Annotated in this window: 17 protein-coding genes; 8 read left to right on the forward strand and 9 right to left on the reverse strand. The window is 65.3% G+C overall.

All coding sequences use genetic code 11. From position 1 onward, the window contains the following. Nucleotide 1: 1 nt before the first annotated feature. The 6 genes from I6F17_RS12190 to I6F17_RS12215 all read right to left on the reverse strand — a co-directional run bounded on the left by I6F17_RS12190 (nt 2) and on the right by I6F17_RS12215 (nt 4,570). A complete protein-coding gene (locus tag I6F17_RS12190; protein WP_025037240.1) occupies nt 2-325 on the reverse strand; it encodes an XdhC family protein in 324 nt (107 codons plus the stop codon). Between the two features lie 10 nt (nt 326-335). Next, entirely contained in the window at nt 336-1,538 is a 1,203-nt protein-coding gene (locus tag I6F17_RS12195; protein WP_036027787.1) for a VWA domain-containing protein, read from the reverse strand. 130 nt (nt 1,539-1,668) lie between these two features. Further along, a complete protein-coding gene (locus I6F17_RS12200) occupies nt 1,669-2,592 on the reverse strand; it encodes a MoxR family ATPase (RefSeq protein WP_036012845.1) in 924 nt (307 codons plus the stop codon). Between the two features lie 62 nt (nt 2,593-2,654). Then, a complete protein-coding gene (locus tag I6F17_RS12205) occupies nt 2,655-3,461 on the reverse strand; it encodes a xanthine dehydrogenase family protein subunit M (protein WP_225130805.1) in 807 nt (268 codons plus the stop codon). A 27-nt stretch (nt 3,462-3,488) separates the two neighbouring features. Next, nucleotides 3,489-3,974: a (2Fe-2S)-binding protein gene (locus tag I6F17_RS12210; RefSeq protein ID WP_014494194.1), complete on the reverse strand. Its 486-nt coding sequence runs from the start codon at nt 3,972-3,974 to the stop codon at nt 3,489-3,491. 149 nt (nt 3,975-4,123) lie between these two features. Continuing rightward, nucleotides 4,124-4,570, reverse strand: coding sequence for a carbon monoxide dehydrogenase subunit G (locus tag I6F17_RS12215; protein ID WP_036012850.1), 447 nt, complete (start codon nt 4,568-4,570; stop codon nt 4,124-4,126). 172 nt (nt 4,571-4,742) lie between these two features. Between I6F17_RS12215 and I6F17_RS12220 the strand changes: the two genes are divergently transcribed. The 3 genes from I6F17_RS12220 (at nt 4,743) to I6F17_RS12230 (ending at nt 7,515) form a co-directional block, all read left to right on the forward strand. Next, nucleotides 4,743-6,098 (forward strand): 3-carboxy-cis,cis-muconate cycloisomerase, encoded by a 1,356-nt coding sequence (locus I6F17_RS12220; RefSeq protein ID WP_225130803.1) that lies wholly within the window; start codon nt 4,743-4,745, stop codon nt 6,096-6,098. A 96-nt stretch (nt 6,099-6,194) separates the two neighbouring features. After that, nucleotides 6,195-6,977 (forward strand): 3-oxoadipate enol-lactonase, encoded by a 783-nt coding sequence (pcaD, locus tag I6F17_RS12225; RefSeq protein ID WP_225130801.1) that lies wholly within the window; start codon nt 6,195-6,197, stop codon nt 6,975-6,977. A gap of 145 nt (nt 6,978-7,122) precedes the next feature. After that, the gene (locus tag I6F17_RS12230) at nt 7,123-7,515 is read left to right on the forward strand and encodes a carboxymuconolactone decarboxylase family protein (RefSeq protein WP_024340834.1); all 393 of its coding nucleotides are present in this window, start codon (nt 7,123-7,125) and stop codon (nt 7,513-7,515) included. Here the strand turns inward: I6F17_RS12230 and I6F17_RS12235 are convergent. Next, on the reverse strand, nt 7,477-8,016 hold the full coding sequence (locus I6F17_RS12235; protein ID WP_225130799.1) for a hypothetical protein: 540 nt from the start codon (nt 8,014-8,016) through the stop codon (nt 7,477-7,479). The two genes, I6F17_RS12230 and I6F17_RS12235, sit on opposite strands and share 39 nt — an antisense overlap. 230 nt (nt 8,017-8,246) lie before the next feature. Next, complete coding sequence (locus I6F17_RS12240; RefSeq protein ID WP_167361691.1) at nt 8,247-8,408, reverse strand: hypothetical protein; 162 nt, start codon at nt 8,406-8,408, stop codon at nt 8,247-8,249. A gap of 262 nt (nt 8,409-8,670) precedes the next feature. Here I6F17_RS12240 and I6F17_RS12245 point away from each other — a divergent pair, with 262 nt between their 5' ends. The 5 genes from I6F17_RS12245 to I6F17_RS12265 all read left to right on the forward strand — a co-directional run bounded on the left by I6F17_RS12245 (nt 8,671) and on the right by I6F17_RS12265 (nt 13,754). Continuing rightward, a complete protein-coding gene (locus tag I6F17_RS12245; protein WP_036043577.1) occupies nt 8,671-9,588 on the forward strand; it encodes a branched-chain amino acid ABC transporter permease in 918 nt (305 codons plus the stop codon). A gap of 12 nt (nt 9,589-9,600) precedes the next feature. Beyond that, nucleotides 9,601-10,920, forward strand: a complete 1,320-nt coding sequence (gene livM, locus I6F17_RS12250) for a high-affinity branched-chain amino acid ABC transporter permease LivM (protein ID WP_225130798.1) — start codon at nt 9,601-9,603, stop codon at nt 10,918-10,920. Further along, nucleotides 10,917-11,750 (forward strand): ATP-binding cassette domain-containing protein, encoded by an 834-nt coding sequence (locus I6F17_RS12255; RefSeq protein WP_036043573.1) that lies wholly within the window; start codon nt 10,917-10,919, stop codon nt 11,748-11,750. The genes livM and I6F17_RS12255 overlap by 4 nt, the downstream gene beginning before the upstream one ends. Next, nucleotides 11,747-12,484 carry an ABC transporter ATP-binding protein gene (locus tag I6F17_RS12260; RefSeq protein WP_025037253.1) on the forward strand — a complete coding sequence of 246 codons (738 nt, stop codon included), beginning with the start codon at nt 11,747-11,749 and terminating at the stop codon, nt 12,482-12,484. Before I6F17_RS12255 ends, I6F17_RS12260 begins: the two co-directional genes overlap by 4 nt. A gap of 151 nt (nt 12,485-12,635) precedes the next feature. Beyond that, nucleotides 12,636-13,754, forward strand: coding sequence for a branched-chain amino acid ABC transporter substrate-binding protein (locus I6F17_RS12265; RefSeq protein WP_036012868.1), 1,119 nt, complete (start codon nt 12,636-12,638; stop codon nt 13,752-13,754). 93 nt (nt 13,755-13,847) lie between these two features. Here the strand turns inward: I6F17_RS12265 and I6F17_RS12270 are convergent, their stop codons facing one another. Continuing rightward, the gene (locus I6F17_RS12270; RefSeq protein WP_036027801.1) at nt 13,848-14,234 is read right to left on the reverse strand and encodes a response regulator; all 387 of its coding nucleotides are present in this window, start codon (nt 14,232-14,234) and stop codon (nt 13,848-13,850) included. Between the last annotated feature and the right edge of the window lie 153 nt (nt 14,235-14,387).

Consider the following 14,387-nt stretch of genomic DNA (forward strand, 5'->3'; position numbering starts at 1 on the left):
GCTAACCGACCTTCTCGACGAAGACGCGGATGGTGCCGCCGCAGGACAGCCCAACGTTCCAGGCGGTCTCGTCGGCGACGCCGAACTCCAGCATCTTCGGCTTGCCGCTCTGGATCACATCCATGGCCTCCGTAACCACCGCGCCCTCGACGCAGCCGCCGGAGACGGACCCCAGGAACGTGCCTTCGTCGTTGATAACGAGGCTCGAGCCCGCCGGGCGCGGCGCCGAGCCCCAGGTTTCCACCACCGTCGCCAGTGCGACGCCACGGCCGGCCTTCTGCCAGTCCTCCGCCGCCTTCAGGATGTCCTCGTCGCGATCGAGCATGGCTGGCCTCTCAAGCTGCGGAGCGGATCAGGCTGCGGTGATGCGGCGGCAGCGGCTGGGAGAGCGTCGTGATCAGCTCCTGGATCGAACTCAAATTATGTACCGGGCGGAATTCGTCAACGTGGGGGAGCATCATTTTGATGCCCTGCGCCTTGGCCTCGAAGCCGCCAAACCGCAGCAGCGGGTTCAGCCAGATCAGCCGCCGGCAGGACCGGTGCAGCCGGTCCATCTCGAAGGCGAGCTTGGAATCGGCCTCCCGCTCCAGCCCGTCGGAGATCAGGAGCACGATGGCGCCCTGGCTCAGCACCCGCCGCGCCCACAATTTGTTGAAGTTGTGCAGCGAGGCCGAGATCCGGGTGCCGCCGGCCCAATCCTCGACCGAGGCCGAGCAGCTCGCCAGCGCCTCGTCCGGGTCACGCTGGCGCAGCGCGCGGCTGACATTGGTGAGGCGCGTGCCGAACAGGAACACCGAGACGCGCTTTCGAGCATCCGTGATCGCATGCAGGAAGTGCAGGAACAGACGGGTGTATTCGCTCATCGAGCCCGAGATGTCGAGCAGCGCCACGATCGGCGCCGGCTTCTCGATGCGCCCGAGGCGATGGATGTCGATGATGTCGCCGCCGGTGCGCAAGGAGGCGCGCAGCGTGCGGCGGAGGTCGAGGCGCAGGCCGCGCGCATCGGGCCGGCGCCGGCGCGTCAAGAGCTCGGCCTGCGGCAACCTCATCCGCTCGATGGCACGGAGCGCCTCGGCGATCTCCGCCGCGCTCATCTGCGCAAAATCCTTCTTCTGCAGGATCTCCTTGTCGGAGACCGACAGGCGCAGATCCTGCTCCTGGTGCTGCGGCGTCTCGGTCATGCGAGGCTGCGCCATCGCCTCCTGGACGCGGCGGGCGCCGGCCTGGGGCTTCTTCTTGGCCTCGTCCGGCAGCGGCACCGAATCCAGCATGTGCTTCCATTCTTCCGAGGCGCGGAAGAACAGGTTGAAAGCCTGCTTGAAGATCAGCGCATGCTCATGGCGCTTGACGAAGATCGCCTCCAGCGTGGTGAAGACGTCGGATCGGCTGCCGATGTCGATCACCTGCAGCGCGCTCATGGCATCGATGACAGCGCCCGGCCCGACCGGCAGGCCGGCCGCACGCAGCGCGCGTGCGAAGCCCACGATGTTGTCGGCGAATTGCTCGGTCTTTTCGGGGGCAAGGTGGTTGATGGCCATTGGTTCAGCACCCTCGGTCGTCATTCCGGGGCGATGCGCAGCATCGAGCCCGGAATCCATTCATCCACCAACTCTGCGGCCCGATGGATTCCGGGTTCGCGCTAACGCGCGCCCCGGAATGACGTGAAGATCAATTCTCGCTCGTCGCGTCCTTCAGCACCTTCTGCAGCGTGTCGCCCTGCATGCGGGTGATGTCGTCCTGGTATTTGAGCAGCGCGCCCAGCGTGTCGCCGACCACTTGCGGGGTCAGCGAGCGGGCATCGAGCTCCGACAGCGCCGTGGCCCAGTCGATGGTCTCGGCAACGCCCGGCGACTTGTAGAAGTCCTGGTTGCGCAGCGCCTGCACGAAGCGCACGACCTGCTGCGAAAGCTTGGCGGAGATGCCGGGCACACGTGTCTTGACGATCGCGAGCTCGCGCTCGGCGGCGGGATAATCGACCCAGTGATAGAGGCAGCGCCGTTTCAGCGCGTCGTGGATCTCGCGGGTGCGGTTGGAGGTGATGATGACGATCGGCGGGTGCGGCGCCTTCACGGTGCCGAATTCGGGGATGGTCACCTGGAAGTCACTGAGGATCTCGAGCAGGTAGGCTTCGAACGCCTCGTCGGCACGGTCGAGCTCGTCGATCAGCAGCACCGGCGGACCGGCGACATCAGGCTCCAGCGCCTGGAGCAGCGGCCGCTTGATCAGGTAGCGGTCGGCGAAGATGTCGCTCGAAAGCTGATCGCGATCGGTGTCGCCGGCGGCTTCCGCCATCCGGATCGCGATCATCTGCGACGCGCTGTTCCACTCATACACCGCGGAGGAGACGTCGAGGCCTTCATAGCACTGCAGGCGGATCAGCTTCCGCCCCAGCGCCGCCGAGAGCACCTTAGCGATCTCGGTCTTGCCGACGCCGGCCTCGCCTTCCAGGAACAGCGGTCGGCCCATACGCAGCGATAGATACGCCACCGTCGCCAGTGAGCGCTCAGCGAGATAGCCGCGCGACGTCAGGAGTTCGAGCATCGCATCGACCGATGCCGGCAAAGCACCGGAAGAAGTGGCCGCTGAAGTCATGAAAAAGCCAGTCTCGCTACGCCCTCACCGGGGACAGGTCTGGACCGAGGAATGAGGTCAGCTCATTCCTTGGCATTGGCGGCGTCGACGGCGCGCCGCGTCAGCACGCCGATGAGATGCGCGCGGTATTCGGCGCTGCCGTGGATATCGCTGTTGAGGCCTTCTGCCGGTACCGCGATGCCCTCCAGCGCCTTCGAGGCGAAGCGCTTCTTCAAGGCTTCCTCGAATGCGGTGACGCGGAACACGCCTTCGGAGCCCGCACCGGTGACCGCAACGCGCACCTCCGAAGGACGCCGCGCCACGAACACCCCGACAAGCGCATAGCGCGAGGCCTGGTTGCGGAACTTGACGTAAGCGGCCTTCTTCGGCAGCGGGAACATCACCTTGGTGATGATCTCATCCGCTTCGAGCGCGGTCGTGAACAGGCCCTGGAAGAACTCTTCCGCCTTGAGGCGGCGCTTGTTGGTGACGATGGTGGCCCCGAGCGCGAGCACCGCGGCCGGATAATCGGCAGTCGGATCGTTGTTGGCGAGCGAGCCGCCGATCGTGCCCTTGTGACGCACGGCGGGATCGCCAATGCCGCCGGCGAGATTCGCCAGCGCCGGAATGGCTTCACCGACGATGGCGGAGGTCGCGACCTCGGCATGCTTGGCGGTGGCGCCGATCACCAGCGAGCGGCCCTTCATCTCGATCGTGTTGAGCCCCTCGATGTGGGAGAGGTCGACCAGATGCGGGGGACTGGCGAGGCGCTGCTTCATGACGGGAATCAGCGTGTGGCCGCCGGCGATCACCTTGGCGTCCTCGTTCTTCACCAGGAGGTTGGCCGCCTGGCGAACGGTCCCAGGGCGATGATATTTGAATTCGTACATCTGTATGTCCTGATCGCGGGAGGCGCGTTACGCGAGGTCGGATTTGGCCATCGCCTTCGCGCCGGCGGAGATCGAGGCGACGATGTTCTGGTAGCCCGTGCAGCGGCAGAGATTGCCTTCGAGCTCCTCGCGAATGGTGTGGTCGTCGAGCTCGTGGCCCTTGCGGTGCACGATGTCGATCGCGGTCATGATCATGCCGGGCGTGCAGAAGCCGCACTGCAGGCCATGGTGCTCGCGGAAGGCCTCCTGCATCGGATGCAGCGGCGCGCCGTCCGCAGCCAGCCCCTCGATCGTCTTGACCTCGTGGCCATCGGCCATCACCGCAAGCGTGGTGCAGGACTTCACGGCCTTGCCGTCGAGATGCACGACGCAGGCGCCGCACTGCGAGGTGTCGCAGCCGACATGGGTGCCGGTCAGCCGCAGATTCTCGCGCAGGAATTGCACCAGGAGCGTGCGGGGATCGACATTGGCGGTGACTGGATTGCCGTTCACGATGAGGGAGATTTTTGCCATAAGCACTCTCTGTCAGCGCCCCGACGGGTCCCGTCGAAGCGGTTCTTATAATTATTCCAACCCATCATATGGGCCATTATGCCCCGGGGCAACATCGCCCCGGGCGCAAGGCGCCATGCCGAAGGCGCTACCCTAAAGGTATTGGACCTTCAGCCCTGTACGGCCTTGGCGAAGTTCGCGAAAAACTCGTCGGCAAGCTTCTTGGCGGCGCCGTTGATGAGGCGCTGGCCGAGCTGCGCCAACTTGCCGCCGATCTGCGCCTCGACGTCGTAGGAGAGCAGCGTGCCGCCGTCCTTCTCGGCGAGCTTGACGGCCGCACCGCCCTTGGCGAATCCGGCCACCCCGCCTTCGCCCTCACCGGAGATCTTGTAGCCGTTCGGCGGGTCGAGATCGGACAGCGTGACCTTGCCCTTGAAGCGCGCCGACACCGGGCCGACCTTCATCTTCGCCGTCGCGCGGAAGCCGCCGTCGTCGGTCTTCTCCAGCTCCTCGCAGCCGGGGATGCAGGCCTTCAGCACCTCGGGATCGTTGAGCTTGGCCCACACGGCCTCGCGCGGCGCTGCAAGCTGGACTTCGCCGTTCATCGTCATGGCCATGAGGGTGCCTCCCGGATCGCGTAACTATAGTGCTGATCAAGTAACGCAGCGGCGCGGCAAAGAAAAGGCCGGCGCCCGGTCACGTGCAATGCATATTCGCAACTGCAAAATGACGTGTGCGGGCGGTGGGGGATTGGCACGGCCGGGCCATGATGATTAGGTCGCGCGCAACATGAGCACATCCCTCTCCCCCCTGCTCGCACTGATGCTGTCGAGCGCCGCCATGCGCGTGGTCTGCGACGATCGGTCGACCTTGCAGAACATGCTCGATTTCGAGGCAGCCTTGGCACTTGCGGAGGCGGCCACCGCCGTGATTCCCACATCCGCCGTCGGACCGATCGAGGCGGCGTGCAAGGCCGATGGCTTCGACATGGCCGCACTGGCCGAGGCCGCGACGCGGTCGGGCAATCTCGCGATTCCCCTGGTCAAGATGCTAACCGCCAATGTCGGCAAGAATGACGCAGAGGCCGCGCGCTACGTGCATTGGGGCGCGACCAGCCAGGACGTCATCGACACCGCGACCATGCTGATGCTGCGCGCCGGCATCGCGGCGCTGGATGCCGACCTCAGCCGTGCCATCAAGGGCTTTGCCGCGATGGCGCGCAGCCATCGCAACACCGCGATGGTGGCGCGGACCTGGCTCCAGCATGCGCTGCCGATGCCGTTCGGGCTGAAGGCCGCCGAATACGCCTCGAGCCTTGCCCGCGCCCGCTGCCGCCTGCGGCGGCTCTCCCGCGAGGGCCTCGCGCTGCAATTCGGTGGCGCTGCCGGCACGCTCGCTGCGCTCGGCGACAAGGGGCTCGCGGTGGCCGAACGGCTGGCGCAGGAGCTCGACCTGCCGCTGCCCGAGGCGCCCTGGCATACCCATCGCGACCGCATCGCCGAGGCCGCATCCTGCTTTGCCATTCTCGCCGGCAGCTGCGGCAAGATCGCGCGCGACGTCTCGCTGCTGATGCAGACCGACGTCGCCGAAGCGTTCGAGCCCGCCGGCGAAGGCCGCGGCGGCTCCTCGACCATGCCGCACAAGCGCAACCCGGTCGCCGCCGCAAGCGCGCTGGGCGCTGCCACCATGGCCCCGCAGCTCGCCGCGACGATCTTCGCCGCCCAGGTGCAGGACCACGAACGCAGTGCCGGTCCCTGGCACGCGGAATGGCCGACGCTGCCGCAATTGATGCTGGTCACATCAGGCGCGTTGGCGGCCGTCGTCGACATCGCCGAGGGTCTCGAGGTCGATGCGGCGCGCATGCGCAGCAATCTCGATGCGACGCATGGCTTGATCATGGCCGAGGCCGTCACCTTCGCGCTCGCCGAAGCCATCGGCAAGAGCAACGCGCATCATCTCGTCGAGGCCGCGAGCAAGCGTGCCGTCGCCGAGAAGAAGCATCTGCGCGAGGTGCTGTCGGCCGATTCGCAAGTCATCGCGCACCTTTCGCCGGAAAAAATTGCGGCATTGTTCGAGCCGATGGCCTATCAAGGGACGTCACAGGCGCTGATCGATCGCCTGCTGGATTCATTGGATCTCTCCTGATGTCATTGCCGGGCTTGACCCGGCAATCCATCACTTAGGGAAGATTCTTTTTAGATGGATGCGCGGATCAAGCCCGCGCATGACAAGGAGCATGCCATGCCCATGATCGATGCCGACGGATGCCTCCTCAACGTCTCCGTCGAAGGCCGCGACGGCGGGCCGACCTTGATGCTGTCGAACTCGCTCGGCTGCACGCTGCAGATGTGGGAGCCGCAGATGAAGGCGCTGACGCAGGTGTTCCGTGTCATCCGCTACGATCGCCGCGGCCACGGCAAGTCGAACGTCCCGCCTGGCCCCTACACGATGGAGCGGTTCGGCCGCGACGTGCTCGCGATCCTCGACGATCTCAACATCGAGAAGGTGCATTGGTGCGGCCTGTCGATGGGCGGCATGGTCGGGCAATGGCTCGGCGCCAATGCGCCCGAACGGTTCGGCAAGCTGATCCTCGCCAACACGTCCTGCTACTATCCCGATCCAACAAACTGGCACAATCGCATCAAGGCGGTAAAGGAGGGCGGCATCGCCGCCGTCGCGGACGCCGTGATCGCGGGCTGGCTGACGCAGGATTTCCGCGAGCGCGAGCCTGCGATCACCGCGAAGATGAAAGCAATGCTGCTGGCGTCCCCGGTCGAGGGCTATCTCGCCTGCTGCGAGGCGTTGTCGACGTTGGACCAGCGCGCTCTGCTGCCGAAGATCAAGAGCCCGACGCTGGTGATCGCCGGCCGCCACGACGCGGCGACGCCGATCTCGGCGGCCGAGTTGATCCGCTCCAGCATTCCTGGCGCCAGCATGACCATCATCGACGCCGCGCACATTTCGAGCGTCGAGCAGCCGCATGCGTTCACGGATGCGGTGGTGGGGTTCCTGACGCAGCGCTAGCAACGACCGTCATTGCGAGGAGCGTAGCGACGAAGCAATCCAGTCCGTCTCCGCGGACACATTTCTGGATTGCTTCGCGGAGCCTGTCATCGGGCCGCGCTTCGCGCGGACCCGTTGGCTCGCAATGACGAAAGAGGAGGATGGAATGGACGACCAGAAGCGCCGCGATGCCGGCATGAATGTGCGCCGCAAGGTGCTGGGCAATGCCTGGGTCGACAAGTCGATCGCGAACCGCAATGCCTTCAACACCGACTTCCAGGACCTGATCACCCGCTACGCCTGGGGCGAGATCTGGACGCGGCCGCATTTCGACGAGCGGACGCGCCGGGTGCTGGTGATCGGCACCATGGTCGCGCTCGGGCAATGGGACGAATTCCGCCTGCACGTGCGTGCGGCGCTGGCCGAGGGCGGCTTCACGCCCGACGACATCAAGGAGATCCTGCTACAGCAGGCGATCTATTGCGGCGTGCCGGCCGCGAACCACGCCGTCAAGGAAGCCTCAGCGATTGTGCAGGAGCTCGGCCTGCTCAAGACCTAGAGGTTGAAGATTCGGCGGCGCAGCGACCTCGGCCACCTTCGCCGCTGCGTCCGGCTTCTCGATCACGACCACGACCGCGGCACCGAGCAGGAGCAGAAGCTCGGTGGCGTGCAGCCGAAGCGCCGCCATCTCGCCGACCTTCGAGGCCATCACCATGCTGGCAAAGGAGATCACGCTGCCGATCCCAAGCGCAATCCCGAGCGCCTCGTCGCTGCCGCCGCCCTTGCGGGTGCGGGGAATGCAGAGCAGCACGAGGTAGATCGCAAAGAACGCCACCACGGTCAGCCGTCCGAGCGCCAGCAGCCAGGCGGCACGCACCGTGTCCATGCCCGCCATCTGCAGATGGTCGCTCAGGTACAGCGCCACCGCGACGCTCGGCCGCTCGTAGAGGCCGCGCACGGGCGCAACAATGATGCTGAAGGCGACGAGGCTCCATACGGGAATGAAATAGGCCGCCAGCAGCGCGCCGTTGACCGAGCCGATCCGCCAATTCCTGAACATGCCGCTTCCCGCCTGATTTGCCGAGCCTTCGATGGAAGGCGGCGGCCATGCCGGAGCTAACTCGCATCAGACTGTGGCGGCAATTTAAACTGTTTGTTTACCTTAACTGCCCCCTCGCGCGGCGCCGTTCCGGGATGGTGCGCAGCACCAGACACGGAATGACTCTTCCGCAAAGAAAAAAGGCCCCGCCTTCCGGCGGGGCCTCTCCTCACTCCTGGCTCCCAAACTCGCTATTCCTGGTCGCGCTGGCCGCCCTGCTGCTGGCCCGGGCGATCGCCCTGGCGCGGGTCCTGCTGCTGCTGTCCGGGTTTCTGGCCACCACCCTGCTGCGGGTTGCGCTGGCCGGGATTCTGACTCTGCTGACCCGGATTCTGGTTCTGCTGCTTCGTCATTCGGGGAAACTCCCTTGTTGGACGTCAGAGGGGAGACAACGGCCGGCATCCGCTTTGGTTGCCTCGGGAACCGGGTTCCTCGCAGGGCCCAGGGAACCCGGCGCCGAAATGATCTCTGTACAAGCCTTAAGGTGGAGACCGGGCCAGTTGCAGCCGCCAGTTCCCTCCTGTTACAAAACCCAAATGCTCAAGGGCTGCCGGGGCCCAAGAACTCTCTGCAAGAGCTCCCTTTGAGCCGCGTCAAGTTTGGGTACGGCAGCTTATGGATTATTTCGCCCAGCAGCTCATCAACGGCCTCGTGCTCGGCTCGATCTATGGCCTGATCGCGATCGGCTACACGATGGTCTACGGCATCGTCGGCATGATCAACTTCGCCCATGGCGACGTCTTCATGATCGGCGGCTTCATCGCCCTCATCACCTTCCTGATCCTGATCTCGCTAGGCCTCACGGCCATTCCCCTGATCCTGCTCGTGGTGCTGCTGGTCTCGATGGCGATCACGGCGCTCTATGGCTGGACCATCGAGCGCATCGCCTACCGGCCGCTGCGCCATTCCTTCCGCCTCGCCCCGATGCTGTCGGCCATCGGCATGTCGTTCGTTCTGACGAATTATTCGCAAGTGGCGCAAGGCGCCCGCGTCAAGCCGATCCCACCCTTCATCACCGGCGGCCACACGCTGCATGAGAGCCCGGACGGGTTCGTGATCCAGCTCTCCAACATCCAGATCATGGTCGTCATCACCACCATCGTGCTGCTGGCGATCTTCACCTGGCTGGTGTCGAGCACCCGGCTCGGGCGCGACATGCGCGCCTGCGAGCAGGATCAGACCATGGCGGCGCTGCTCGGCGTCAACGTCGACCGCACCATCTCCATGACCTTCGTGATCGGCGCGGCGCTCGCCGCCGTCGCGGGCCTGATGTACCTGCTCTATTACGGCCTGGTCGACTTCTTCATGGGCTTCGTCGCCGGGATCAAGGCCTTCACCGCCGCGGTGCTCGGCGGCATCGGCTCGCTGCCCGGCGCCATGCTCGGCGGCCTTGCGATCGGCCTGATCGAGACGTTCTGGTCGGCCTATTTCTCGGTCGAGTACAAGGACGTCGCGGCGTTCTCGATCCTGATCGTCGTGCTGATCTTCATGCCGACCGGCCTGCTCGGCCGTCCCGAAGTCGAAAAAGTCTGACGGACCGGCCGCGTGACAGCACCCTCGACCCACACGACCAAACCTGCAACGGGCATCGCCGCCCTCCTGAAGACCGCCGTCGTCAACGCCCTCATCGCGCTGGTGCTGTTCTCGCTGATGGTCGGCATCCGCACCGAGGCGGGCTCCGACGGCCAGCTCACCTATTGGACGCGATTCGGCGAGCTCGCCTCCCTCGTCGCCGCGGTGTTCGGCGGCTCGATCGTGATCGAGCTGCTCAGGCAATGGATCGGCCCGGCCGGCACCGAGAGGCTGGTGCCGCCAGCGTTGCAGAAGGGCGTGTCGCTGGTCGGCCGCTACCTTGCGCCCGCGCTGCTGATCTTCACGCTGCTGGTGCCCGTGATCTTCTATAACCAGCGCTACATCCTCGACCTCGCCATTCTCGTGCTCACTTATGTGATGCTGGGCTGGGGCCTCAACGTTGTGGTCGGGCTCGCCGGCCTGCTCGATCTCGGCTACGTCGCGTTCTATGCCGTCGGCGCCTATTCCTACGCGCTGCTCGCCACCAATTTCGGCTGGTCGTTCTGGATCTGCCTGCCGCTCGCCGGCATCCTCGCCGCGTTCTGGGGCGTGCTGCTCGGCTTCCCCGTGCTGCGCCTGCGCGGCGACTACCTCGCCATCGTGACGCTCGCCTTCGGCGAGATCATCCGCCTCGTCCTGATCAACTGGCAGGATCTGACCGGGGGACCGAACGGCGTATCCGGGATTCCGCGTCCAACCCTGTTCGGCATTCCGCTGACCAACACCGACGATGGGCTGGCCACCAAGCTGGGGATCGAGTACTCGGCGACCCACCGTATTGTCTTCCTGTTCTACCTGATCCTGGCGCTCGCGCTGCTCACCAATTGGGTGACGATCCGCCTGCGCCGGCTGCCGATCGGGCGCGCCTGGGAAGCCTTGCGCGAGGACGAGGTCGCCTGCCGCGCGCTCGGCATCAACACCACGACGACCAAGCTCACGGCATTTGCAACCGGCGCCATGTTCGGCGGCTTCGCCGGCGCCTTCTTCGCCACCCGGCAGGGCTTCATCAGCCCGGAATCCTTCACCTTCCAGGAATCGGCGCTGGTGCTCGCCATCGTCGTGCTCGGCGGCATGGGCTCGCAGCTGGGCGTCGCGCTCGCCGCGCTGGCGATGATCGGCGGCTTCGAGCTGTTCCGCGGCCTCGAGACCTATCGTATGCTGGTGTTCGGCTGGGCCATGGTGCTGATCATGATCTGGCGGCCACGCGGCCTGGTCGGCCATCGCGCGCCGACCGTTTATCTGAAGAAGGCGCAGGCCATCTCCTCCGACCTCGTCAAGGAAGGACACGGATGAGCGGCGACAAGATCCTCAGCGTCGACCGGCTGACCATGCGCTTCGGCGGCATCGTCGCCGTGCAGGATCTCTCGTTCGCCGCGGAGCGGAAGAAGATCACCGCGCTGATCGGGCCGAACGGCGCCGGCAAGACCACGGTGTTCAACTGCATCACCGGCTTCTACAAGCCGACCGGCGGCGCCATCCGCCTCACCCACGATGACGGCAAGGAAATCGCGCTCCAGCGGCTCAACGACTTCCGTATCGCCAAGCAGGCCAAGGTCGCGCGCACGTTCCAGAACATCCGCCTGTTTCCCGGGATGACCGTGCTCGAAAACCTGATGGTGGCGCAGCACAACATGCTGATGCGCGCCTCAGGCTTCACTCTGCTCGGCCTCGTCGGCGCGCCCGCCTATCGCGACGCAGAAAAGCGCGCGATTGATCTCGCCTCCGACTGGCTGAAGCGGGTCAACCTGCTGGACCGCGCCGACGACGCGGCCGGCAATCTCGCTTATGGCGATCAGCGCCGCCTCGAGATCGCGCGCGCGATGTGCACCGAGCCCGCACTCCTGTGCCTCGACGAGCCGGCTGCCGGCCTCAACGCGCGAGAGAGCGCCGCGTTGAACGAGCTCCTGCTTTCGATCCGCAACGACCTGGGAACGTCGATCCTCCTGATCGAGCATGACATGTCGGTCGTGATGGAGATCTCCGACCACATCGTGGTGATGGATCACGGCGTGAAGATCGCACAAGGTACGCCGCGCGAGGTACGCGACGATCCCAAGGTGATCGCCGCCTATCTCGGCACCGACGAGGAAGAGGCCGTGGCCGTCATGGAGAGCGGATCGTGACGGCGGCATCCCCCCTGCTCGCGATCCGGGGCCTGCGCGCGGCCTACGGCAAGATCGAGGCCTTGAAGGGCGTCGACGTCGACATCAATTCCGGCGAGATCGTGGCGCTGATCGGCGCCAACGGCGCCGGCAAGTCGACGCTGATGATGACCATCTTCGGCAAGCCGCGCGCCCGCGCCGGGCAGATCCTGTACGAGGGCAAGGACATCACGGCCGTCCCGACCCACGAGATCGCCCATTTGCGCATCGCGCAGTCGCCCGAAGGCCGCCGCATCTTCCCGCGCATGAGCGTCGCCGAGAACCTCCAGATGGGGGCCGACGTCACCGAGAGCACGCCGGCGGAACGGGAGAGCACGCTCGAGCGCGTGTTCGCCCTGTTTCCCCGCCTGAAGGAACGTTTCGCCCAGCGCGGCGGAACCCTGTCCGGCGGCGAGCAGCAGATGCTGGCGATCGGCCGCGCCTTGATGAGCCGCCCTCGCCTGCTCCTGCTCGATGAACCCTCGCTGGGGCTCGCCCCGCTGATCGCGCGGCAGATTTTCGACGCCATCCGCACGCTGAACCGGCAGGACGGCCTGACCGTGCTGATCGTCGAGCAGAACGCCAACCACGCCCTCAAGCTCGCCCATCGCGGCTATGTCATGGTCAACGGCCTGATCACGCTGGCCGGCAGCGGCGCCGAATTGCTGCAGCGCCCCGAAATCCGCGCCGCTTATCTGGAAGGCGGCCGGCACTGACCGGCCCCGCCCTGCGCGAGAATGCGGCTAGATATCTTGGCGTATGCCCGTATTTTGCCGGTGACTTCTCCTCGAATTCATTCAAGAATGGCGCCGGTTTGAACCGGGCATGCCCGGCAACTTCCACAGGCGACCACCCGCGAGGTATCTCATGAAATCACTGAAGCTCATCGGTCTGGCATTCGGCGCATCGCTCGCGCTATCGAGCGCGGCATTCGCGCAGGATGTCACCGTCGCAGTCGCAGGCCCGATGACCGGCGGCGAGTCCGCCTTCGGCCGCCAGATGAAGAACGGCGCCGAGATGGCCGTCGCCGACATCAACGCCGCCGGTGGCGTCAACGGCAAGAAGCTCGCGCTCAACGCCGAGGACGACGCCTGCGATCCGAAACAGGCCCGCTCGATCGCGGAAAAGATCGCCGGCGCCAAGATCCCGTTCGTCGCCGGCCATTTCTGCTCGTCGTCTTCGATCCCGGCCTCTGAAGCCTATGCGGACGGCAACGTCCTGCAAATCACCCCGGCTTCGACCAACCCGCTGTTCACCGAGCGCAAGCTGTGGAACGTGGCGCGAGTCTGCGGCCGCGACGACCAGCAGGGCCTGATCGCCGCGCAGTACATCGCCAAGAACTACAAGGGCAAGAACATCGCGATCCTCAACGACAAGACCACTTACGGCAAGGGTCTTGCCGACGAGACCAAGAAGGCGCTCAACAAGGCCGGCATCACCGAGAAGATGTACGAATCCTACAACAAGGGCGACAAGGACTTCAACGCGATCGTCTCGCGCCTGAAGAAGGACAATGTCGAGCTCGTCTATGTCGGCGGTTACCATCAGGAAGCCGGCCTCATCCTCCGCCAGATGCGCGATCAGGGCATGAAGACGGTGCTGATGTCGGGCGACGCGCTCGCCGACAAGGAGTACGCCTCCATCACCGGTCCCGCCGGCGAAGGCACGCTGTTCACCTTCGGTCCCGACCCGCGCAACAAGCCGACCGCGAAGAAGATCGTCGAGGCGTTCAAGGCCAAGGGCATCGATCCGGAAGGCTATACGCTCTATACCTACGCTGCGCTGCAGGTCTGGACGCAGGCGGTCAAGAAGGCCGGCACCACCGACGCCAAGAAGGTCATGGAGACCATCAAGGCCGGCAAGTGGGACACGGTGCTCGGCCCGATCGAAATTGACGCCAAGGGCGACCTCAAGCAGATCGACTATGTCGTCTACAAGTGGGACGCCAAGGGCAATTACGCCGAGCTCGGCGCCAAGGGCTCTTGATCCAGAATGCTCTTCGGGGATCCCGATCAGCGATCCCCGAAGGCTCCCGCCATCGCGACCACGCCCCGGCTTGCCGGGGCGTTCTTTTGCCGGTCAGACCGCGGCCGAAATCTCGTCGCCGGCCGCGGCCTGGGCCTTCCGCAGGGCCTGCAGCAGATCGTTCGGCCGAAACGGCTTTTGCAGGCCGACCACGTTGGCGAGGTGGGGCGATTGGTCCATGAAATCGAGTGCCGTCATCCCGGATACCGCAATCACCGGCAGCGCCGGCGCGCGTTCGCGCAAGGCGGTGATGACGTCGACGCCGCTGGTATCACCGAGGAAGATGTCCACAATCGCCGCGTCAAAGCGGCTTTCCGCAAAGGCCTTCAGCCCCGCCGCGCCGGTTTCGGCCTCCACGACCTCGAAATGGTTGACCCGAAGCACGATCGCCACCATCGCGCGGACGTCCTTCTGGTCGTCGATGATGAGAACGCGGGGCATGGGCAAACTCCCGATCTCGAAATCAAAATCGCCTGTTTCAAGCCTGGAACCGGCCGCAGCGGCAGGGCATTATGACACCGCCCAGTAAAGTGCCCCTTACCAATCCCTGTTCCGTGCTCTCACCGAAATTAGGTAAGCTGTAACCCTCGGTTG

Source organism: Bradyrhizobium sp. NBAIM18 (assembly GCF_020193825.1).
In the GTDB taxonomy this organism is placed as follows: Bacteria; Pseudomonadota; Alphaproteobacteria; order Rhizobiales; family Xanthobacteraceae; genus Bradyrhizobium; species Bradyrhizobium yuanmingense.